Source organism: Streptomyces sp. NPDC048295, from assembly GCF_040652135.1.
Taxonomy (GTDB): Bacteria; Actinomycetota; Actinomycetes; order Streptomycetales; family Streptomycetaceae; genus Streptomyces.
In genome coordinates this window covers 375340-397841 of the sequence record NZ_JBEZLL010000001.1, presented here as the reverse complement: position 1 = coordinate 397841, position 22502 = coordinate 375340, and the positions used below count along the sequence as shown (strand labels likewise).

17 protein-coding genes are annotated in these 22502 nt (G+C 71.9%); 12 read left to right on the top strand and 5 right to left on the bottom strand.

Annotated elements, in window-relative coordinates; all coding sequences use genetic code 11:
* Positions 1-84: 84 nt before the first annotated feature.
* Positions 85-726: a TetR/AcrR family transcriptional regulator gene (locus AB0D53_RS01720; protein ID WP_018105511.1), complete on the bottom strand. Its 642-nt coding sequence runs from the start codon at positions 724-726 to the stop codon at positions 85-87.
* A gap of 168 nt (positions 727-894) precedes the next feature.
* Positions 895-1110: a hypothetical protein gene (locus AB0D53_RS01715; protein WP_362438416.1), complete on the bottom strand. Its 216-nt coding sequence runs from the start codon at positions 1108-1110 to the stop codon at positions 895-897.
* Positions 1111-1219: 109 nt separating this feature from the next.
* On the opposite strand from AB0D53_RS01715, the gene AB0D53_RS01710 reads away from it, so the two are divergent.
* The 12 genes from AB0D53_RS01710 (at position 1220) to moeZ (ending at position 16201) form a co-directional block, all read left to right on the top strand.
* The gene (locus AB0D53_RS01710) at positions 1220-2185 is read left to right on the top strand and encodes an alpha/beta hydrolase (protein ID WP_362438413.1); all 966 of its coding nucleotides are present in this window, start codon (positions 1220-1222) and stop codon (positions 2183-2185) included.
* 8 nt (positions 2186-2193) lie between these two features.
* Entirely contained in the window at positions 2194-3465 is a 1272-nt protein-coding gene (locus AB0D53_RS01705) for a DUF3152 domain-containing protein (protein WP_362438410.1), read from the top strand.
* 168 nt (positions 3466-3633) lie between these two features.
* Positions 3634-3729, top strand: coding sequence for an Ms4533A family Cys-rich leader peptide (locus AB0D53_RS01700; protein ID WP_323138501.1), 96 nt, complete (start codon positions 3634-3636; stop codon positions 3727-3729).
* Positions 3730-3955: 226 nt separating this feature from the next.
* Positions 3956-5680: an ABC transporter substrate-binding protein gene (locus tag AB0D53_RS01695; RefSeq protein WP_362438407.1), complete on the top strand. Its 1725-nt coding sequence runs from the start codon at positions 3956-3958 to the stop codon at positions 5678-5680.
* Positions 5681-5682: 2 nt separating this feature from the next.
* On the top strand, positions 5683-6666 hold the full coding sequence (locus AB0D53_RS01690) for an ABC transporter permease (protein WP_362438404.1): 984 nt from the start codon (positions 5683-5685) through the stop codon (positions 6664-6666).
* Entirely contained in the window at positions 6663-7652 is a 990-nt protein-coding gene (locus AB0D53_RS01685) for an ABC transporter permease (RefSeq protein ID WP_362438401.1), read from the top strand. The genes AB0D53_RS01690 and AB0D53_RS01685 overlap by 4 nt, the downstream gene beginning before the upstream one ends.
* Complete coding sequence (locus AB0D53_RS01680; protein WP_362438398.1) at positions 7649-9232, top strand: ABC transporter ATP-binding protein; 1584 nt, start codon at positions 7649-7651, stop codon at positions 9230-9232. Before AB0D53_RS01685 ends, AB0D53_RS01680 begins: the two co-directional genes overlap by 4 nt.
* Positions 9233-9422: 190 nt before the next feature.
* Positions 9423-11222, top strand: a complete 1800-nt coding sequence (locus AB0D53_RS01675) for a glycosyltransferase (protein ID WP_362438824.1) — start codon at positions 9423-9425, stop codon at positions 11220-11222.
* A 583-nt stretch (positions 11223-11805) separates the two neighbouring features.
* Positions 11806-12999, top strand: a complete 1194-nt coding sequence (locus tag AB0D53_RS01670) for a hypothetical protein (RefSeq protein ID WP_362438395.1) — start codon at positions 11806-11808, stop codon at positions 12997-12999.
* 154 nt (positions 13000-13153) lie between these two features.
* Positions 13154-14119, top strand: coding sequence for an NAD-dependent epimerase/dehydratase family protein (locus AB0D53_RS01665; protein ID WP_362438392.1), 966 nt, complete (start codon positions 13154-13156; stop codon positions 14117-14119).
* Entirely contained in the window at positions 14107-14937 is an 831-nt protein-coding gene (locus AB0D53_RS01660) for a spherulation-specific family 4 protein (RefSeq protein WP_362438389.1), read from the top strand. Before AB0D53_RS01665 ends, AB0D53_RS01660 begins: the two co-directional genes overlap by 13 nt.
* An 85-nt stretch (positions 14938-15022) precedes the next feature.
* Positions 15023-16201 carry an adenylyltransferase/sulfurtransferase MoeZ gene (gene moeZ, locus AB0D53_RS01655; protein ID WP_093549960.1) on the top strand — a complete coding sequence of 393 codons (1179 nt, stop codon included), beginning with the start codon at positions 15023-15025 and terminating at the stop codon, positions 16199-16201.
* A 69-nt stretch (positions 16202-16270) separates the two neighbouring features.
* Here moeZ and AB0D53_RS01650 read toward each other — a convergent pair whose 3' ends face one another.
* From AB0D53_RS01650 to AB0D53_RS01640, 3 genes are all read right to left on the bottom strand, one after another.
* A complete protein-coding gene (locus AB0D53_RS01650; RefSeq protein WP_362438386.1) occupies positions 16271-17851 on the bottom strand; it encodes an alpha/beta hydrolase in 1581 nt (526 codons plus the stop codon).
* A 101-nt stretch (positions 17852-17952) separates the two neighbouring features.
* Entirely contained in the window at positions 17953-19557 is a 1605-nt protein-coding gene (locus tag AB0D53_RS01645) for an alpha/beta hydrolase (RefSeq protein ID WP_362438383.1), read from the bottom strand.
* A 121-nt stretch (positions 19558-19678) separates the two neighbouring features.
* Positions 19679-22456 (bottom strand): lysylphosphatidylglycerol synthase domain-containing protein, encoded by a 2778-nt coding sequence (locus AB0D53_RS01640; protein ID WP_362438380.1) that lies wholly within the window; start codon positions 22454-22456, stop codon positions 19679-19681.
* Positions 22457-22502 lie beyond the last annotated feature (46 nt).

Here is a 22502-nt window from a genome sequence, read left to right as displayed (position 1 = left end):
CATTAGCCCGCTGAGGGGAGCCGCCAGTGGTCGGCGGGCAACGCCCGCAGCGAACACGGACGGCGGCCGCGCCGGGCGAACCGGTCAGTGCTGATCGATGCCGTGCAGCGGGAAGCCCGCGATGCCCCGCCAGGCCAGCGAGGTGAGCAGCTGGACCGCCGTGTCCCGCGGAATGGCGGACCGGCTGGAGAGCCAGTAGCGGGCGACCACCTGGGAGACGCCGCCCAGGCCGACCGCGAGCAGCATGGACTCGTCCTTGGACAGTCCCGTGTCACCGGCGATGACGTCGGAGATCGCCTCCGCGCACTGCAGCGACACCCGGTCGACGCGCTCGCGCACCGCGGGCTCGTTGGTCAGGTCGGACTCGAAGACCAGCCGGAAGGCGCCGCCCTCGTCCTCGACGTACGCGAAGTACGCGTCCATCGTCGCGGCGACCCGGAGCTTGTTGTCGGTGGTCGAGGCCAGAGCCGTACGGACCGCCTGGAGAAGCGACTCGCAGTGCTGGTCGAGAAGGGCCAGGTAGAGCTCCAGCTTCCCCGGGAAGTGCTGGTAGAGCACCGGCTTGCTGACCCCGGCCCGCTCGGCGATGTCGTCCATCGCGGCGGAGTGGTAGCCCTGCGCCACGAAGACTTCCTGCGCGGCGCCCAGCAACTGATTGCGTCGGGCGCGGCGAGGCAGGCGAGTGCCCCGCGGGCGCGCCGCCTCGGTCTGCTCGATGGCTGTCACGCCGCCTCCCAAATTTGTGATCGGACACAGCATTTCCGTGCACGCTGCGCCGTACAGCCATCGTACTTTTGGGTAACCCGGGTGTGCGCGGCGCGGACGCAGAATTTCATGGACCGGACGGCTGCGGTAGCCACAGGTTGCCCGGCCGCCAGGACAAAGCAGTTTGTATCAGCGGTAATCGTCCTCATCCTGTGTCACGACGCGGGCCTGTTCCGCCGCATCGGCCTCGTTGGCACTGTCCCGGTCGATGTCCGTGAGCGGTTCGTCGTGCTCCTGCTGGAGATCGGCCCGCTGCTCGGCGGCGTCCGCCCGGGGTGTCTCCTCGTCCGGCTCGTCCGGCTGGACGTCCTCGAAGGTCTCCGGGTCACTGGGGTCGACCGTCATGGTGACTCCCTTCCTTGCTTCGAGCGTAGGAGCTGCGCCCCCGGGCCGCTACGCGGTCTGTGACGGCGAACACACGAATCGAGGTGTGATCGTCTCGTAACATTGCCGCATGTCTTCGACCGAGCTGCCGGGAGTCCGTGCCGTCGCCGCCGCGGTGTCCCCGGCGGTCAGCGCCGTCCGGGTCGCGGAGGGGGAGGAGCTCCGCTCCGTCGCGCTGCCCGGGCTGACGTTGAACGTCCGCTCCCGGCCGCCGGAGCGGACCGGGCTGCCGCCCGCGCTCTATGTGCACGGGCTCGGCGGCTCCTCGCAGAACTGGTCGGCGCTGATGCCGCTGCTCCAGGACGTGGTGGACGGCGAGGCGGTCGACCTGCCCGGATTCGGTGACTCCCCGCCGCCGGACGACGGGAACTACTCGGTCACCGGGCACGCCCGCGCCGTGATCCGCTTCCTCGACGCCGAGGAGCGCGGTCCGGTGCACCTGTTCGGCAATTCGCTCGGCGGGGCGGTGGCCACCCGGGTCGCCGCGGTCCGCCCCGACCTGGTGCGCACCCTCACCCTCGTCTCGCCCGCGCTCCCCGAGATCCGGGTGCAGCGCTCGGCCCTGCCGACGGGGCTGCTCGCCGTGCCCGGAGTCGCGGGCCTGTTCGCCCGGATGACCAGGGACTGGTCCGCGGAGGACCGCACCCGCGGTGTGATGGCGCTCTGTTACGGCGATCCGGGGCGCGTCTCCGAGGCGGGCTTCCGTGAAGCGGTGGCCGAAACCGAGCGCCGGATGGGGCTGCCGTACTTCTGGGACGCGATGACACGCTCGGCACGTGGCATTGTCGACGCGTACACGCTCGGCGGGCAGCACGGACTGTGGCGCCAGGCCGAGCGGGTGCTCGCACCTACCCAGCTCGTGTACGGCGGACGGGACCAGCTCGTCTCGTACCGGATGGCGAGCAAGGCGTCCGCGGCCTTCCGTGATTCACGGCTGCTGACCCTGCCCGACGCGGGGCACGTGGCGATGATGGAGTACCCGGAGGCGGTCGCCCAGGCCTTCCGGGAACTGCTCGACGAACGCGGCGGGAGCTGATCCGGGGCGTGGGACGACATAGCCGAAAGGGCCCCAAACCCTCGGGGCCCGAGATCGAGACCGCCACCGCGGACACGGCCGGTGAGCGCGCGGGCGCCCGGCCGGGCCCCGGCACCGGGCGCCGCCGCAGGCAGGGAGACGAACCGGCCGGATCCGACGGGCACGCCCCCTTCCAGCAGGCCGGGCACGTCCGCGGCGGCCACCCCGAACAGCACGAACCCGGTGGCGGCTGGGGAACCGTCCCGCAGCCGGGCCACCGGACGGCCCCGTCGCAGACGGCGCCCCGTCAGCAGCGGCCCGGCACCCGGCCGCTGATACCGGGACCGCGGCGAGAGTTCGTCGAGGCCTTCGACGCGCCGTCCGCGCCGCGCGGGCCTTCCGTCCCGCCGGCCCGCCCCGCCGAACCGGTCGGCGAGCAGGACGAGCAGCCGCCCGGCGGCAGCGACGACGGCACGGCGCCGGGCAAGGACGGCAAGGGCGCCAGGGGCCGCACCTTCACCGGGATCGCGGCCGCCGCGGTGACCACGGTCCTCGCGGTGGTGGTGGCCGGGCAGGTCGCCCAGGACGGCGGCGGCGGGACCACCGCCGCCCAGCCCTCGGGCGTCGACCACCGGGGCCCCGACGGCGCCTCCCGTTCGGACGACCGCCCGACCCCCGAGCCGGTCCGGGTCAAGCCGCTCTCCTACGCCCAGAAGATGGCCAAGGCCTATCCGCTCGCCCCCGAACTGAAGGCGTCCGGAAAGTTCGAGACGATTCCGGGCACGGCGAAGGCCCCGGGCCGCGGGCACAAGTACCGCTACCGGATCGATGTCGAGAAGGGGCTCGGTCTCGACACCGCGCTCTTCGCCAGGGCCGTCCAGGAGACGCTCAACGACGACCGCAGCTGGGCGCACGACGGGGCGATGACGTTCGAGCGGGTCTCCGCCGACGACCCCGATTTCGTGATCACCCTGGCCAGCCCCGGGACCACCGGCGACTGGTGCGCGAAGTCGGGTCTGGACACGACGGTGGACAACGTCAGCTGCGACTCCGCGGCGACCGAGCGCGTGATGATCAACGCCTACCGCTGGGCCCAGGGCTCGTCGACCTTCGGACCGGACAAACTCTTCGCCTACCGCCAGATGCTGATCAACCATGAGGTCGGCCACCGGCTGGGGCACAACCATGTGAGCTGCGGCACGCGCGGGGCCCTCGCTCCGGTGATGCAGCAGCAGACCAAGTCCCTGAACATCGACGGAATCAAATGCCGGCCCAACGCCTGGGTGTATCCGACCAGTTGAGTCGGAACGGGGCGGGCCCACGGGTGTGACGGGTCCGCCCCTTCCTCATGCCGGGCCCCGCCGTCGTATGCGGAACCGGCGTATGCATGCCTCTGTCGCGTCCGCATGGTGAGATGACTGTCTCAATTCGCGTTGACATCCCCTGGGCGGTGATCCATATTTCTCGGCATGTCACACGGCCCCGTCCTCCCCGATCGCGCAGTCATAGAGCTGGCGCTCATCGGTGTGACCGGGCACAGTGTCGCCGACATCGACTGTTGCTGACGCCTGCCCGAGCGCGCGTCCGTCCGCGGTCCGGTCCCTGAGGGGCCGGGTCCGTCACGCATGACCGCCGCGCCCGGGCGTCTTCCGTCCGCAGGCGCGGCAGTCCGGTGTCTCCGGTCGACCTCTCCCACCGTCGACCGGCTGTGTGCACCCGCTCTCGTCGCTGCCCGCGCGGAAATCCTTCCTTCCCTTTCCCCAGGCAGTACACCCGAGAGGTCATCTTCCGATGCGTCAACCGTCCGTCATATCGCGCCGCGTGGCAGCGGCCACCGCAGTACTCGTCGTGGCGGCGGGTGCCGCGGCCTGCGGGCCCAAGGACAACAAGGGCGGCGACAGCGGCTCCGGCGCGGCGGGCAAGCCGGAGAAGGGCGGCACGCTCACCGTCCTCAACAGCAAGCCGCAGGAGGACTTCGACCCCGCGCGGCTCTACACCTCCGGCGGCGGCAACGTCCCGTCCCTGGTCTTCCGCACGCTCACCACCCGCAACCGGGAGGACGGCGCCGCCGGCGCGAAGGTCGTCCCCGACCTCGCGACCGACCTGGGCACGCCCAGCAAGAACGCCACCGTGTGGACGTACACCCTCAAGGACGGCCTGAAGTACGAGGACGGCACCGCGATCACCAGTGCCGACATCAAGTACGGCATCGAGCGCTCCTTCGCCGCCGAACTCTCCGGCGGCGCGCCCTACCTGCGCGACTGGCTGATCGGCGGCGCGGACTACCAGGGCCCGTACAAGGACAAGAAGGGCCTCGACTCGATCGAGACGCCCGATGCGAAGACCATCGTCTTCCACCTCGACAAGCCGGAGGGCGAGTTCCCCTTCCTGGCCACGCAGACCCAGACCACCCCGGTGCCCAAGGCCAAGGACACCGGCACCAAGTACGAGGAGCACCCGGTCTCCTCGGGCCCGTACAAGGTCGTCAAGAACGAGGGCGACGGCGAGCGCCTGATCCTGGAGCGCAACCCGCACTGGTCGGCGGCGACCGACGAGGAGCGCAAGGCCTACCCCGACCGGATCGATGTGCGCTCCGGGCTCGACTCCGCCGTCATCAACCAGCGGCTGTCCGCGTCGCAGGGCGCCGACGCCGCCGCCGTCACCACCGACACCAACCTGGGTCCGGCCGAGCTCGCCAAGGTCACCGGCGACAAGAAGCTCGCCGCCCGCGTCGGCACCGGACACTTCGGTTACACCAACTACATCGCCTTCAACCCGAAGGTGAAGCCGTTCGACAACCCGAAGGTGCGCCAGGCGATCTCGTACGCCGTCGACCGCTCCTCCGTGGTCAACGCGGCCGGCGGCTCCTCGCTCGCCGAGCCCGCCACCACCTTCCTGCCCGACCAGGCGGCCTTCGGCCACACGCCGTACGACCACTTCCCGGCCGGGAAGAACGGCGACCCGGCCAAGGCCAAGGAGCTGCTCAAGGAGGCCGGCTACCCCAAGGGGCTGACCGTCACCCTCACGCACTCCAACGACAAGGACTTCGCCACCAGCCCGGAGATCGCCACCGCGCTCCAGGAAGCGCTGAAGAAGGCCGGAATCACCGTCGAGCTCCGGGGTCTGGAGTCCAACGACTACTCCGACACGGTCTACAACGTGAAGAGCGAGCCCGGCTTCTTCCTCGGCGGCTGGGGCGCGGACTGGCCGTCCGGCGGCCCGTTCTTCGCGCCGATCTTCGACGGGCGCCAGATCGTCAGGTCCGGATACAACTTCAACTCCGGCCAGCTGAACGACCCCGCGGTCAACAAGGAGATCGACGAGATCAACAAGCTGACCGACCTGGACGCCGCCGCGAAGCGCTGGGGCGCGCTCGACAAGAAGGTCGGTGAGCAGGCGCTGACCGTGCCGCTGTTCCACCCGGTCTACAAGCGCCTGTACGGCGAGGCCGTCAAGAACGTCGTGATCAGCGACTGGACCGGCGTGCTCGACATCTCGCAGGTCGCGGTCAAGTAGCCATGGCAGAAGCACTTCCGGCCGAGGAGGCGGGGGCCGTTCCGGTCCCCGCCTCCGGGGCCAGTCCGTTCTGGCGGCGGCTGCGTGCCCGGCGCGCGGCCCTCGTGGCGGCGGCGGTCGTCGCCCTGCTGGTCCTGGCCGCGCTCGCCGCCCCGCTGCTCGCGGGCATCGAGGGCCAGGACCCCACCACCTACCACCCCGATCTCGTCGACTCCGCCACCGGCGGGGTGCCGATCGGCTCCTTCGGCGGGATCAGCGCCGAGCACTGGCTCGGCGTCGAACCGCTCACCGGACGCGACCTGTTCGCCCGCGTCGTGTACGGGGCCCGGGTCTCGCTCGGCGTCGCGCTCGCGGCCACCCTGCTCCAGGTGCTGATCGGAGTCGGCATCGGGCTCGCGGCCGGGCTCGGCAACCGCTTCGTCGACCAGGCGCTCAGCCGGGTCACCGACGTCGTGGTCGCGCTGCCCGTCATGGTGATCGCGCTCGGCGCGCTCGCCGTCGTACCCACGAGCTTCCCCCGCCCGGTCCTGATCGCCGTGATCATCGGCCTGGTCGGCTGGTCAGGGACCTCGAAGATCGTGCGCGCCCAGACGCTCTCGCTGAAATCGCGCGACCACGTCGCCGCCGCCCGGCTCAGCGGCTGGAGCTCCTGGCAGATCGCCAGGCGCGAACTGCTGCCCGCGCTGGCCGCGCCCGTCATCACCTACGCGGTGCTGCTCTTCCCGTCGAACATCGTCGTCGAGGCGGCCCTGTCCTTCCTCGGCGTGGGCATCAAGCCGCCCACGCCGTCCTGGGGACAGATGCTCAGCGACGCCGACACCTGGTACCAGGCGGCGCCCACCTATCTGCTGATCCCCGCGGTGCTGCTCTTCGTCACCGTGCTGGCGCTGACCGTCCTCGGCGAGGGCGTACGCACCGCGCTCGACCCGCGCGCCGAGTCCCGGCTGCGGATCGGCACCGGCCGGAAGAAGGAGGCCGACGCGTGAAGTGGTTCCTGCTCAGACGCCTCGGCGGGGCGGTCTTCGTGCTGCTCGCCCTCAGTGTCGTCGTCTACGCGGCCTTCTACGTCGCCCCCGGCAACGTCGCGCAGATCGCCTGCGGTCCGCGCTGCTCGCCGGCACAGGTGGCACAGGTCAGCGAACAACTGCACCTGGGCGACCCGCTGTACATGCAGTACGCGCACTTCCTCCAGGGACTCTTCTCCGGCCGCGACTACTCGACCGGGACCGGGGTGCTGCACTGCCAGGCGCCCTGCCTGGGGCTCTCGTACCAGAGCGACCAGCAGGTCACCGAGCTGATCCTGGCCAAGCTCCCGGCCACCGCCTCGCTCGCGCTGGGCGCCTTCGTGCTGTGGATGCTGCTCGGGGTCGGCACCGGGCTGCTCTCGGTGTGGCGGCGCGGCCGGCTCACCGAGCGCGTCCTCACCTGGATCACCCTGGCGGGCATGGCGACACCGGTCTTCGTCATCGGTCTGCTGCTGATCATCGTCCTGGTCACGGCGCTCCAGATCCTGCCGTTCCCGGACTACGTACCACTCACCGAGGATCCGGAGCAGTGGGCCTGGAACCTGCTGCTGCCCTGGATCTCACTGGCGCTGGTGTCGGCGGCGCCGTACGCCCGGATGACCCGGGCCTCGATGCTGGAGACCCTGGCCGAGGACCATGTGCGCACCTTCAGGGCGTACGGGGTCGGCGAACGGGCGCTCGTGGGACGGCACGCGCTGCGCGGTGCGCTGGCGCCGGTGATCGCGCTCGGCGCACTGGACATCGGCTCGATGTTCGGCGGCGCCGTCCTCACCGAATCGCTCTTCGGGATTCCGGGGGTCGGCCGTGAACTCGTCGACGCCGTGAAGCACGTGGACCTTCCGGTGGTCGTCGGTCTGGTGCTCGTCACCGGATTCTTCGTCGTCCTCGCCAATGCCGTCGCCGACATCCTCCAGGCGATGGCCGACCGACGGGTGGTGCTGGCATGAGCCTGGTCGAAGTCTCGGATCTCTCGGTCTCGTTCGGCGGGGTACAGGCGGTGGACGGGCTGTCGTTCTCGCTGGAGGCCGGCGGCGCGCTCGGGGTGGTCGGCGAGTCCGGCTCCGGCAAGAGCGCCTCGGCGTACGCCCTGCTCGGACTGCACCGGGGGACCGGTGCGAAGGTCGGCGGCTCGATCCGGGTCGCCGGGGTGGACGTGACGGCCGCGGACGACGCGGAACTCCGGGCCCTGCGCGGTGCGAAGGCCGCGATGGTGTTCCAGGACCCACTGTCCTCGCTGGACCCGTACTACGCGGTGGGCGACCAGATCGCCGAGGTGTACCGGGTCCATAACCGGGCCTCCCGACGGGCGGCGCGGGCGCGGGCGGTGGAGGTGCTGGACCGGGTCGGGATCCCCGACGCGGTACGGCGCTCCCGGTCCAGGCCGCACGAGTTCTCCGGCGGGATGCGGCAGCGGGCGCTGATCGCGATGGCCCTGGCCTGCGAGCCCCAGCTGCTCATCGCCGACGAGCCGACGACCGCCCTGGACGTCACCGTCCAGGCCCAGATCCTGGACCTGCTGCACGATCTGCGCCACGAGACGGGCATGGGGCTGCTGCTGGTCACGCACGACGTGGGCGTGGCGGCGGAGTCGGTGTCCGAGGTGCTGGTGATGCAGTCGGGACGGGCGGTGGAACGGGGGCCGGTGGGCGAGGTGCTCGTGGCCCCGCGCGAGCCGTACACGAAGGCGTTGCTGGCAGCGGTGCCCCGGGTGACGCGGTCGCGGACGCCCTCGGGCACGAAGCCGGCGGACGACACGGGCGCCCCGCTCGTCGAAGCCGTCGACCTCCGGCAGGTGTTCGGCCGGGGGAGGAGCGCGTCGGCCGCCGTCGACGGGGTCTCCCTCACCGTGCGACGCGGCGAGACCCTCGGCATCGTCGGGGAGAGCGGCAGCGGCAAGACCACCCTCGGGCGGATGCTCGTCGGACTGCTGGAACCCACCTCGGGGCGGCTCACCCGCGACGCCCGGGTCCAGATGGTCTTCCAGGACCCCGTCTCCTCGCTCAACCCGCGCCGCTCGATCGGCGAGTCGGTCGCCGACCCGCTGCGGGCCTCCGGGCAGCGCGACGAGACGGTGATCAGGGCACGGGTGCGGGATCTGCTGACCCGGGTCGGGCTCGCCCCGGAGAGCTACGACCGCTACCCGCACGAGTTCAGCGGCGGACAGCGCCAGCGCGTCGGGATCGCCCGCGCGCTGGCCGCCGAGCCGGAGCTGATCGTCTGCGACGAGGCCGTCTCCGCGCTCGATGTGACGACCCAGGCCCAGGTGACCGCCCTGCTCGCGGAGCTCCAGCGGGAACTGGGGCTCGCCCTGGTCTTCATCGCGCACGACCTCGCCGTCGTACGGCAGGTCAGCGACCGGGTCGCCGTCATGCGGCAGGGCCGGATCGTCGAGGAGGGCGCGGTGGACGAGGTGTACGGGAACCCCCGGGACCCGTACACCAAGCAGCTCCTGGCGGCCGTCCCCGCACTCGACCCGGCGCTGGCGACGGTGCGCCGCGCGGCCCGCAAGGAGCTGGCCGCTGCCTGACCCTGCGTGACCGATCGTTCCCATAGCGCGACAGAACGCTGTCGGAGCGGGAAAGTTACGACGGTTCACCCCTTTCGGTGGTGCGACGGACAACCGTCCGTCGCACCACCGGCGTATCCGCTTACGGTCGTCCCGCTGTGAGCCGCCATTTCAACGGCGGCCGCCCACAAGGGAGATCGGGGGTGTGCTCGTGCGGATCGGACTCCTCACCGACGGTGGTCACCCGTATGCGACCGGTGAGTCCAGACTCTGGTGCGACCGTCTGGTGCGCGGGCTCGCGCAGCACGAGTTCGATCTCTTCGCGCTCAGCCCCTCCGCCGAACAGGAGGCGCGGGACCGGACCCAGCTCCCGGTGCGGGCCGGCCGGGTGCGGACGGCGCCGCTGTGGACGGCCGACGAGGACGTCCCGGGCACCCGGCCCGCCAAGGGGCTGCTGGCCCGGATGGTGACGGGCGGGGGCACCCGTTCGTACGGGCGGCGCGAACGGCGGCGCTTCGCGGCGCACTTCTCGGCTCTCGCGGCCTCGGTCCGCGCGGGGAGCGGCGAGGGCGCGGGCGCCGGCGGACCGGGCGGCGAAGGGCGTACGTCGGTCGCGGACGCGCAGTTCACGGACGGGCTGTACGGACTCGCCGATCTGGCCCGCGAGCACGGCGGACTCACCGCGGCCCTCCGTTCCGAGACCGCCGTGCGGCTGCTCGAATCGGCCTGCCGCGCCCCGGGCGCCGGGCGCACCGTCCGGACCGCCACGGTCCCCGACCTCCTCGCCTTCGCCCGGGAGCTCGACCGGGTGCTCCGCCCGCTCTCGCTCGACTGGTACGACGAGGAGGGCCTCGGCGCGGTCGATCTCTGTCATGCGACGTCCGGCGGAGCCGTCGCTCTGCCGGGGCTGCTGGCCAAACGCTTCTTCGGGGTGCCGCTGCTGGTCACCGAGCACGGCGCGCAGCTGCGGGCGCACTACCTCGCCGCGACCGGCGCCCTGCTGAACGCGCCGGTGCGCGCCCTGCTCGCCCACTTCCACGGGCGGCTCGCCACCGAGGTGTACCGGCAGGCCGAGATCGTCACCTCCGGCAACGCCCATGCCCGCCGCTGGCAGGAAAGGTGCGGCGCCGAACGCGGCAAGCTGCGCACCGTCCACCCCGGCATGGAGTCCGGCCGCTTCACGGCGCTGGGGGAGGGCGGCGACAGCGGCCCCGACGACACCCTGGTCTGGGTCGGCCGGATCGAGCCGGACAAGGACCTGATCGCACTGCTGCACGCCTTCGCGGAGGTACGGAAGGCCGAACCGGACACCCGGCTGAGGATCATCGGAGCCCCGGCCCCGGGCCCCGAAGGTGCCCCGTATCTCGCGCACTGCCGGGCCCTCGCCGCCCAGCTCTTCCCGGACGAGGCCACGGACGCCCATGCCGTCGGCGACAACCCGGTCTCCTTCGAGGAGATCGGCGGGGCCGAGGTGGCCGATCTCCCGGACGCCTACGCGGCGGGCGGGGTCGTCGTCCTGTCCAGCGTGGTCGAGGGCTTTCCGGCCGGGCTCGTCGAGGCGATGTTCTGCGGCCGGGCCACGGTGTCGACGGACGTCGGCGCGGTCGTCGAGGTCATCGGCGGCACCGGGCTCGTGGTGCCCCCGCGCAACCCCAGGGCGCTGGCCGATGCCTGTCTCGCGCTGCTGCGGGATCCCGAGCGCCGCGCACGGCTCGGAGCGGCGGCGCGCGCCCGCGCACTCGAACTCTTCACCGTCGAACAGAACCTCGCGGCATTCCGCGGCATCTACCTGGAGCTGATCTCGCACGCCCCGGTGCGCAGGGAGGCCGAAACGGTGGACGCCGACGGCGGACCGCGCCCGTTCGCCACCCCGCCGGAGGCACACGTCCTGGGCCCGTGGACGGCCTCGGGCCCCGCCCCGGCGGCCCCGGCCGACCGCAGACCCAGCTGGGCCGCCGGGCCCCGGGCCGTCTGCGCGGGAGTGCGGGGAGCGGGTGGCGGCGATGCGTGAACAGGGGCACGAGACGGCCGGGCCGGGCCGGGGCGGACCGCGGCGGTCCGGGACGGCCGGCGACGATCACGGAGGAATCACCATGGGTGGCCCGACCGAGGTGTCCGACGCGCCCGCCACACCGACCACCGGCGGAAGCTGGGACCTCCGCTCCCGGGTCCTGGTCTCCGAGACCTCCGGGACACACGAGCCCTCCGGGACGTGTGAGTCCTCGGGAGCACACGAGCCTTCTGGGACGGGTGAGTCCGCCGGGACGCATCAGCCTTCTGGGACGGGTGAGTCCTCCGGGACGCACGAGCCTTCTGGGACGGGTGAGTCCTCCGGGACGCACGAGCCTTCTGGGACGGGTGAGTCCTCGGGAGCACACGAGCCTTCTGGGACGGGTGAGTCCGCCGGGACGCATCAGCCTTCTGGGACGGGTGAGTCCTCCGGGACATACGAGCCTTATGGGACGCGTGAGCCCTCCGGGACACACGAGCCCTCCGAGACGCATGAGATCCCCGGGGCACACGAGCCCTCCGGGACACACGAGCCCTCCGGGACACACGAGCCCTCCGGGACAGACGGAAAGCCCGGGAGGCATGTGCCGGCCGAGTCCGCTCCGGCCGCCGCGGCCACCGAGCCCTCCCGGGCCCCCGAGATCGCGCGCCCCGCCGCGGCGCGCCGGCCCAGTGCCGCGCGCCGGGGCCCCGCCGACCCCGTGAAATCGCTGATGCACCGGCACCGCGAGCTGTGCGAGCGGGCCGTCGATCCGCTGGAGGTCGCCGCCGGGCTCGAAGCCCATGGCGTCACCGACCGCACCGCCGCCCGTTATCGGCACCGTGACGTCTTCTCGCTCGCCGAGGAGCTCTTCGCCCGGGTGCCCGGTGCGGCGGCGGACTCCACGGCAGGGCCCGACGCGCCGGAGCGTGACATCGCGACCCGCGCCGCCTGGTCGCTCCGTGCGCTGCTGCCGGGCGCCGCCTGCATCGCGACCGTCGGCGCACTCGGGCTCACCGAGGGAGCGCTCGACGCCCGGGCACGGATCGCGATCGCCCTCGCCGGAGGGCTTCTCGCGCTCGGCGGGCTCGTGGCCGGCCTGCGCAGCGGCCCGCTGCGCGCCGAAGGCCGCTCATCGGGCGCGGCCAAGGTGTACGGCTGCTGGCTCCTCGGCTACGTCCTGTACGGCGAACCGCTGCTCGACCAGGTGCTCAGCGGAGGCCCCGAAGGCCCCTGGGCGATCACCCCCGCACCGCTGCTGGGCCTGGCCCTCTCGCTCGCCCCGGCCACCTGGTGCGCCCACCTCTTCTCCGTGCACGCCCACCGCAGACTCAACGGCAGCCGCGCACTGGAGGAGTTCGCCGCGGGGGTGCGCCCCCTGCTGTTCGGGGCCGTGGCGCTCTACGCGTGCGCCCTCGCCGGACTGCTGTACCTCGCGCATCTGGGGTACGGGGGCCGCGGGGCGTTCGTCGGGGCGGCCGCGCTCGGGGTGCTGCTCCTGCTCGCCCGGCTGCTGGCCGTGCACGGGTTCCCGGGACTCGCCGCCGGAGGGCTGGCCGTCGCCTGCGCGGTCGAGGCCCTGGCACCCGCGCTGGTCCTGGCCGGGCGGCTGCCCGGTCTGCACTTCCTCGCCCGCCCCGTGGACGTCCTCGTCATGGCGTCCGGCACCGGATCCGTACCCGCCCTCGCCTGCGGTGCCTCCGCCCTGGGACTGCTGGTAGCCACCACCGTCCTGCTCTCCCGGGCATCCGCCCACACCACCGCCCGGCCGGGCGATGAAGGCCCGGCCGTCGCGTAACCACCACAGCCGTACCACTGCCATCGCACGCCCCGCGGAGCCGACGCCGCGGGTCATTGCCCGCAATCGCATCTCACTTCCTCAAGGAGACACCGGACATGACCCCCCAATCCCCTTCACCGGCAGCTCGCCGTCGGCGCCGAGGGGGCGCGCGATGAGGGTGCTGCTGCTCGGAGCCAACGGATTCCTCGGCCGGTTCGTGGCCGACCGCCTGCTCGCCGACCCCGCCGTGCACCTCACGGCGCTCGGCCGCGGCGACGACGCCGACGTACGGTTCGACCTCGCCAGCGGCAGCCCCGGCGCGCTGACCCGCTTCCTGGACGCCGTCCACCCCGGAGTCGTCGTCAACTGCGCGGGCGCCACCCGCGGCGGGGCCCGCGATCTCACCCGACACAACACCGTCGCCGTGGCCACGGTCTGCGAGGCGATGCGGCGCAGCGGCTGCACGTCCCGGCTCGTCCAGGTCGGCTGCTCCTCGGAGTACGGGCCCTCGCAGCCCGGCTCCTCCACCGCCGAGGACGCGATCCCGCGCCCCGGCGGCCCGTACGGCGTCAGCAAGCTCGCCGCCACCGAACTCGTCCTCGGCTCCGGCCTCGACGCGGTCGTGCTGCGGGTCTTCTCCCCGGTCGGCCCGGGTACCCCGGCCGGTTCCCCGCTCGGCAGGCTCGCCGAGGCGATGCGCCGGGCCATGCAGTCCGGCGACGGCGAACTGAAGCTCAGCGGCCTGGGCGTGCAGCGCGACTTCGTGGACGTACGCGATGTCGCGCGCGCCGTGCACGCCGCCTCGCTCTCCGCCGCCCAGGGCGTCGTCAACATCGGCACCGGGCGCGCCGTGCGGCTCCGGGACGCGGCCGCCGTCCTCGCCAGGGTCGCCGGATACGCGGGCGCACTCCACGAGCTCGACGCGCCCCCGCCCCGGCTGCCCATCGGTGCCCCGCGCACCTCGACCGAGTCGGTCATCGAGCACCTCTCGGCGACCCCGTCCCCCTACCCGGACGGCTGCGGCGCCTGGCAGCAGGCCGACGTCCGCACCGCCCGGGACCGGCTCGGCTGGCGCCCCCGGATCAATCTGGAGGAGTCCCTCGCCGACATCTGGATGGAGGCGGCATGCCGTATCTGACCAGCACCGGCACGGCCCGCCGGACCAGCGGCGCCGAGCAGTTCGGCTTCGGCGTGCCCGGCTGCGCGCACCCGCTGCTCGCGCCGTCCGAATGGGCCGAGCTGGCCCGCCCCGGCACCCCGCTGCACTGGGCCGTCCTCAACATCGACAACGGCCCCGGCGCCCGCCCCGATCCGCACTGCCTGGAAGCCGCGGGCCGGCTCCGCAACGCGCGCGACCGGGCCCTGCACGGCGACGATCCGCAGGACTCGGTACGGGCGGCGGGCGGGCGGCTGCTCGGCCATCTCGACCTGGCCTTCGGCAGCCGCTCCTTCGGAGAACTGATCGCCGACGCGCAGGCGTTCCTCGGCTGGTACCGCGTCGACGGCTTCTATCTCGGCCGCTGCCCGGCCGAGCGCGTCCACCTCCCGGCGGTGCGCCGGCTCACCAGCACCCTCGCGACGCTCCTCGACCACGGCGACCGCCCGTACGGGGAGGGGAGCGGGCCGCTGGTGCTGGGCCTGGGCACCCACCCGTACCCCGGCTACGCCGAGGCCGCCGACCAGTTGGTCACCTTCGACGGGCCATGGACCGACTACCGCTGGTCGCAGGTGGCGGAGTGGACCGCCTCCTACCCGCCGGAGCGGTTCGCGCACTTCGTCCACGGCGTTCCGCGCACCCATCTCGACGAGGCCATGCGCATCGCCCGCTGGCAGGGCGCGGGCACGATCTTCTTCACGGATCGAGACGGCCAGCACGGACAAACGGACCCATTCGCGGCGCTGCCCAGTTACTGGGACGAAATTGTCTCGCGGATCGGACCTGGTATCTCGGAATGAGAGGGGGCGTGGCAGTGTTACCGGAAGAACAACCGTACGTAGATGAAGTACGTAGAAACCGACCACCTGCATTGTTGAGGTTCCTGTGTCGCTGCCACCCCTGGTCGAGCCAGCTGCTGAGCTCACCGTCGACGAGGTCCGCAGGTACTCCCGCCACCTGATCATCCCGGATGTCGGGATGGACGGACAGAAGCGGCTGAAGAACGCGAAGGTGCTCTGTGTCGGTGCCGGCGGCCTCGGCTCGCCGGCCCTGATGTACCTGGCCGCGGCCGGTGTCGGCACGCTCGGCATCGTGGAGTTCGACGAGGTCGACGAGTCGAACCTGCAACGCCAGATCATCCACAGCCAGGCCGACATCGGGCGCTCCAAGGCCGAGTCCGCCAAGGACTCGGTGCTGGGCATCAACCCGTACGTGAACGTGGTCCTTCACGAGGAGCGGCTCGAAGCCGACAACGTGATGGACATCTTCGCCCAGTACGACCTGATCGTGGACGGCACGGACAACTTCGCCACCCGCTATCTGGTCAACGATGCTGCCGTACTGCTGAACAAGCCGTACATCTGGGGCTCCATCTACCGGTTCGACGGTCAGGCGTCCGTCTTCTGGTCCGAGCACGGCCCCTGCTACCGCTGCCTCTACCCGGAGCCGCCCCCGCCGGGCATGGTCCCCTCCTGCGCCGAGGGCGGCGTGCTCGGGGTGCTCTGCGCGTCGATCGGTTCCATCCAGGTCAACGAGGCCATCAAGCTGCTCGCCGGCATCGGTGACCCGCTGGTCGGCCGGCTGATGATCTACGACGCCCTGGAGATGCAGTACCGCCAGGTCAAGATCCGCAAGGACCCCGACTGCGCGGTCTGCGGCGAGAACCCCACCGTCACCGAGCTCATCGACTACGAGGCCTTCTGCGGCGTCGTGTCCGAGGAGGCCCAGGAGGCGGCGCTCGGCTCCACGATCACTCCCAAGCAGCTCAAGGAGTGGATCGACGCGGACGAGAAGATCGAGATCATCGACGTCCGTGAGCCGAACGAGTTCGAGATCGTCTCGATCCCGGGCGCGAAGCTGATCCCGAAGAACGAGTTCCTGATGGGCAACGCCCTCCAGGACCTCCCGCAGGACAAGCGCATCGTCCTGCACTGCAAGACGGGCGTCCGCAGCGCCGAGGTCCTCGCGGTCCTCAAGTCCGCGGGCTTCGCCGACGCGGTCCACGTGGGCGGCGGCGTGATCGGCTGGGTCAACCAGATCGAGCCCGAGAAGCCGGTGTACTGAGACACCCTTCGGCACGGGGAAGGGGCCGGTCCGCACGGACCGGCCCCTTCCTTGTGTCTCCGGGCCGCGCTACGAGCAGGTCTTGCCGTCGTCGGGGACCATCCCGTCGAGGAAGTACGCGTCCACGGTCGACGTCACGCAGGTGCTCCCGCCGTACGCGCCGTGCCCCTCGCCCTTGTTGGTGAGCAGGATGCCCACGCCCTTGCCCAGCTCGTCCGCCATCTTCCGGGCACCCTCGTACGGCGTCGCCGGGTCGCCGGTCGTGCCCACGACCAGCACCGGACCGGCACCCGGAGCGCTTGCCTCCGGGTGGTCGTGCTCACCCTGCACCGGCCACTGCGAGCACCAGCCCGCCGTGTCCCACGCCAGGAACGGGCCGAACACCGGGGACAGCTTCCGGAACTCCGGCAGCAGCTCCCTGGCCTCGTCCGCCGTCGGCCGGAGCTTGCTGTCCGCGCAGGAGATGGCGCGCTGCGAGTGGTTCTGGGTGTCGTAGTGGCCCTTCTCGTCACGGCCGTTGTACGAGTCGGCCAGCTGGAGCAGCATGGTGCCGGTGCCGCTCTTCTCGGCCTCGTCCAGCGCCTGCGTCAGGAACGGCCAGTTGCTCTTGGAGTAGAGCGGCGTGACGATGCCGGTGATGGCCAGCGACTCGTTGAGCTCGCGGCCCGAACGGGTCGGCAGCGGCTTCCTGTCGATCTGTTCCAGCAGCTTCGCGATCCGCTGCGTGCCCGCCTTCGGGTCCTGGCCGCGGTCCTTGAGGTAGTTCTCCAGCGCCCGCTGGAAGCCGGTCGCCTGGTTGCGGGCGTGCCCGATGGTGTCCGCGGTCGGGTCGACGACGGCGTCCAGCACGGTCCTTCCCACGTTCGCGGGGAAGAGATGCGCGTAGGTGCCGCCGAGCTCGGTGCCGTACGAGATGCCGAAGTAGGTGAGCTTCCTGTCGCCGAGCACCTCGCGGATCAGGTCCATGTCCCGGGCGGCGTTGGTCGTACCGACGTAGGGCAGGACCTTGCCGGAGCGGCGCTCGCAGCCGGCGCCGAAGTCCGCGCCGTCCTTCAGGAACGCCGCCTCCTCGGCCGCCGTGTCCGGGGTCATGTCGACCTTCCGGTAGGCGGTCTCCTGCTCCTTGTCGGTGCGGCAGCTCACCCCTTCGCTGCCCGCGACCCCGCGCGGGTCGAAGCCCACCAGGTCGTAGCGGGAGTTGAGGTTGCCGTACGAGCCGGCGGCACGGGGCAGTATCGAGACCCCCGAACCGCCGGGGCCGCCGAAGTTGAACAGCATCGAGCCGAGGCGCCGGCCGGTGTTCCGGGCCTTCTTGCGGATCAGCGCGATCTCGATCGTCTCGCCGTCCGGCTTCGTGTAGTCCAGTGGCACCCGGACCGTCGCGCAGCGCCACTCGGAGCCGGGCGCGCTCTCGCCCGCGCGGGCCTCGCAGCCCTTCCAGTCCGGCCGCTGGGAGGTGAGGGCCGCGGGCAGCCGGGGTGTGCCCGGCTGCCCGCCCGGCGTGGTGGACGGCCCGCCGGCCGGGGACGCGGTGTCGCGGTCCGCCCGGTCGTCCGGCTTGTCGTCCGTACCTCCGCCGCAGCCCGCGAGCAGCCCCGTCAGCAGAAGTGCGGCGCCGGCCAGAGCCCCGGCGCGTGCGTGTGCGACCACCTGTGCGTCCTCCCCGATGTGCCTGTACTCAACGATGTCCTGTACTCAACGATGTACAGAGAGTCCGCCCATGCTAGGGGGTGCCCACGCAGGACGCGCCGCTACTTGCAGACGGTTCCGGCCGCCGGGACCTTGCCGTCCAGCAGATAGCCGCCCACGACCTTCTGCACGCAGGCGTTGCCGCTGTTGTACGCGCCGTGCCCCTGGCCCTCGTACGTCATCACCATGCCGACCCCCTGGCCCAGCGCGTCGGCCATCGCCCTGGCGCCCTCGTACGGCGTCGCCGGGTCGCCGGTGTTGCCGACGACGAGGATGGGGGCCGCGCCCGGGGCGCTCACGTCCGGGTTCTTCCAGGCACCCGGCACCGGCCAGCCGGTGCAGCCCATCAGCGACCAGCCCAGATAGTCACCGAAGATCTTCGAGGCGGCCCGGAACTCGGGGAGTTTGGCCTCGGTCTGGTCCGCGGTGAACCGCTGCTTGGAGTCGGCGCAGTTGATGGCGGCATTGGCGGCCATCGAGTTGTCGTACTGGCCGTTCTCGGAACGGCCGTTCAGCGAGTCGGCGAGGGCGAGGAGCAGCGCGCCGTTGCCGCCGTCGGCCTCGTCGACGCCCGCCTCCAGCAGCGGCCAGGTCTGCTGGGAGTAGAGGGCGGCCGCGATACCGGTGATCGCCAGGGTCTCCGTCAGCCGGCGCGGGCCGATTCCCTCGATCGGCTGCTTCTCCAGCCTGTCGAGCAGACCGGAGATCCCCTGCTCGACCTCCTTGGAGTTGGTACCGGGAAGCTTGCAGGCGCCGCCCCGTTCGGCGCAGTCCTTGGTGAAGTTGTCCAGCGCGAGCTGGAAGCCCTTGGTCTGGCCGAGCGAGGACTGTACGGAGTCCTGCGTCGGGTCGACCACCGCGTCCAGCACCGACCTGCCGACGTTCTTCGGGAACAGATGGGCGTAGACGCCGCCCAGTTCGGTGCCGTACGAGATGCCGAAGTAGTACAGCTTCTTGTCGCCGAGCACCTGGCGCATCAGATCCATGTCACGGGCGGCGTCGGTGGTGCCGACATGGGGGAGCTGCCTGCCGGAGTTCTTCTCGCAGGCCGCCGCGAAGGTCTTGGTGCTCTTGACGAAGGTGTTCACCTCCGCGGGAGTGCTCGGGGTGCCGTCGATCTCGCCACGGGCGTCGAGCTGCTTGTCGGTCTCGCACTTCACACCGTCGCTGAGGCCCACGCCGCGCGGGTCGAAGCTGACCAGGTCGTAGCCGGCGCGGAGTTTGTCGTAGTCGGTGCCGAAGGCGGGCAGGGTCGCGACGCCGGAGGCGCCGGGACCGCCGAAGTTGAAGATGAGGGAGCCGATCCGCTTGTCCGGGTTCTTGGCCCTGGCCCGGATCAGTGCGAGCCGGATCGTCTCTCCGCCGGGCTTGGCGTAGTCGAGCGGCACCCGCATGAACGAACACTCCCAGGGGGTGCCGCCGGGCAGCGGGGACGGCGCCTTTCCGCTGCCCTGCGCCGGGGCCGGGGCGGGGCAGGGCTTCCACGTCAGCTCCTGGGAGGTGAGGTCGCCGGAGGTGCCGCCCTCGGCGACGTTCGCCGTGAGAGGCGAGCTCTGCGGCCCGTCCGGGTCTTCCTCGTTGCCGCTCTCCGAGCAGGCGGTGATGGGCAGGAGCAAGGTGACGGCGGCGGCCAGGGCGGCGGCACGCAGGGCAGGGGAGGTCCTCATGGGCCCATGGTGCGGCGGGAAACCGGTCGCTGCACGGGACACCGGTCCAAGCGGGTGGCGGGCCGCCGCGCCGTCGCCCGACTGGACTCGCGAGCGGCCCCGCACGGTGACTGAGAGGGCGTCAGAGCTCGCCCTTGCGGGTCAGGTGGTTGAAGCAGAGCCAGCCGGGAAGCACCGGTAGCCACAGCGTCAGCAGCCGGAACAGCAGTACGGCGGGTGCGGCGACCTCCTTCGGCAGACCGACCGCGATCAGGCCGAGTGTCAGCGCGCCCTCGACCGCGCCCATTCCGCCCGGTGTGGGTGCCGCCGACCCCAGCGCGTTGCCCGCCAGGAAGACCACCGCGATGCTGGCGTAGCTGAGATGCGGCACGTCCGGACCGCTGAACGCGCGGACCGAGGCGTCCAGGCACATCACGAACATGCCGGTCAGCAGCAGCATCCCGCCGATGCCGGTCAGCAGCTTCTGCGGCCGCTGCACCACGTCTAGCATGCGCGGCACGACTCCGGCGAACAGCGAGCGCACCCGCGTCACCACGAACTTCCGCAGGAACGGGACCGCCGTCACCACCAGCACCAGCACGGCGACCGTCAGCAGTCCGGCGATCACCGTCCTGGACGGGGTGAGCGAGGACGGTGTCTTCTCGGTGCCGGTCAGATAGCCGAAGGCCGCCAGCAGCAGGATGTGGCAGCCGAGACCGAACAGCTGCGAGGCGCCGACGCTCGCCACGGCGAGCCCCGGACGGACCCCGGCCCGTTGCAGGAAGCGGGTGTTCAGCGCCACACCGCCGACCGCGGCCGGGGCGACGATCTTCACGAAGGACCCGGCGACCTGCGCCAGTACCGTCTTGCCGAACGGCACCCGCTCCGGCACGAAGCCCAGCAGGCTCATCGCCGCCGCCACATAGCTGAGCGCGGAGAAGGCGACCGCGGCCGCCACCCAGCCCCACTCCGCCTGTTCGACGACCGCGCCGAAATCGGCCTGGGTCACCTGCGAGATGAGGAAGTACGCGGCGATCGCACCGGCGATGCAGCTGAGCAGGGTACGGGCCTTGATGCGTTCCAGACGCACCGGTTCGACCGGTGCCTGCGGCCGGATCAGCAGCACCTGCTGCCGCATCTGGGAGAGCAGGTCCTCCTCACGCGCCCCGTCCAGGGCGTCGTCCAGAGCGCGCTTCTCGGCCTGCTTCTGGTTGCGCAGCGCCTTGCGGTCGGCCTTGCGGTCGTCGGCGGCCGCCCCGTGCTCGTGAGCCCTGGCCCGCTTGGCCGCGTCCGACGCCTCCAGCACCGCCTCGCGCTCCCGCTGCGAGCGCTCCCGGGCCAGCCGGCGCAGCGCCGCCCGGGTGGAGCGGCTCAGCGCGATCGGCTGGAGCAGCGGCAGACAGTCCGCGACCGCGTCGGGGCCGAGCACCTCCAGCGCACCGGCGACGGCCCGCTCGGCGCCCACCCGCAGCCCCGTCGTGGTCAGCAGCTGGGCGACATCCATCCGCAGGACCAGATCACCGGCCGCGATCTCGCCGCCGCGCAGATCGGTGACGAACACCTTGCCGGAACGATCCACCAGGATGGCGTCCCCGGTGAGCCTGCGGTGCGCGATCCGCCGGGACTGGAGCGCCTTCACCTGACGCCACGAACCGCGCAGCAGCTCGTCGGTGATCTCCGAGTCCTCCAGAGCGTCCAGCGAACGGCCGCCGATGTGCTCGTACACCAGCATCACGGCGTCGGGACCGAGCTCGGACGTGGCGATCAGCTTGGGCGCGTTGGCCCCGGCGGCGATCGCCGCGTAGGCGAGCAGCGCCTCCTGCTCCAGGGCCTGGCGCAGCGACTGGATGGAGCGGCGCTGGGTGATGCCGCGCAGGGTGAGCCTGCGCCACACCCGGTAGAAGAAGCCCTGGGCCTGCTGCTCGCGGTCGACGACCGTGACGTCGAGCGGCGGCCCGTCCTCCAGGGAGACCAGATAGCGGCGCCCCCGGTCGCTCTGGTCGCCCGAGTCCGGGGCGTCGTCGGCGCGCATCGCGCTGACCGGGTGGAAGCCGACATGGCGCAGACCGGCCATCAGGTGCTGACCGGTCGGCCGCACGTTCGGCGAGCCGACCGCGTACAGCGTGCCGTACGCGACGGTCCAGCCGATCAGCACGGTGAGGACGATCGAGAACGGGGTCGTGTAGCCGCCGACCAGCATGGCGAACGCGTCGAGCAGCAGTACCACCCACAGCACGACCCGCCAGCGCGGCCGTCTCGCCATGCCGACCGCCGTCATATAGGCGATCACCGGCGCGAGATAGCCGTGCACGGGATCGGTGAGCGCGTCACCGGGCTGCGGCTGGGTCAGGGCGTCCTGGATGGTGCCGGGCGCGGACTTGGCCACCCACAGGTCGGCGGCGAGCGTGACGCCGTGGGCCAGTACGGCGGCGAGCACCCCGTCGGCGATCCGCAGACCGTCGCGTTTGATCAGCCGCTCGATCGCGAAGGCGACCGGGACGAGCAGCACGGCGATGCTGGAGACCAGGCCCGCCATCTTGATCAGGATGTCGGGGGCCTGCCCGGTGCCCTTGTTGATGTCCTGTTCGAGTCCGGTGGTCGTGCCGTGGGCGAACGCGGCGATCGAGAACAGGATGACGATCGCCAGGACCCCGATGAGGAGCCGCATGAGGTCGGAGGGGCGGTGCACCCGGGCGGGGAGCAGCGGCTCGTCCCCCGAGACGCGCTCGGCCTGCTCCTCCGCGGTGGTCGAGAGCGTCGAGCCGGCCAGATGTCCGGGGAGCTTCTCCTGCCCGGCACCGGGCTTCCCGGCCCCGGAGCCGGGTTCCGGGGGCTCCGCGCCGGGCTTCGCGGCGGGTGCGCGGGACGCGTCCGGCTGAGGCTCGGCGTCAGGGGCGTCCGCCGCCTTCGGTGGCTGCACGCCCTGCTCCTTCGTCGCCTCTGATTGGTCTTCGTGTTCTCGTATC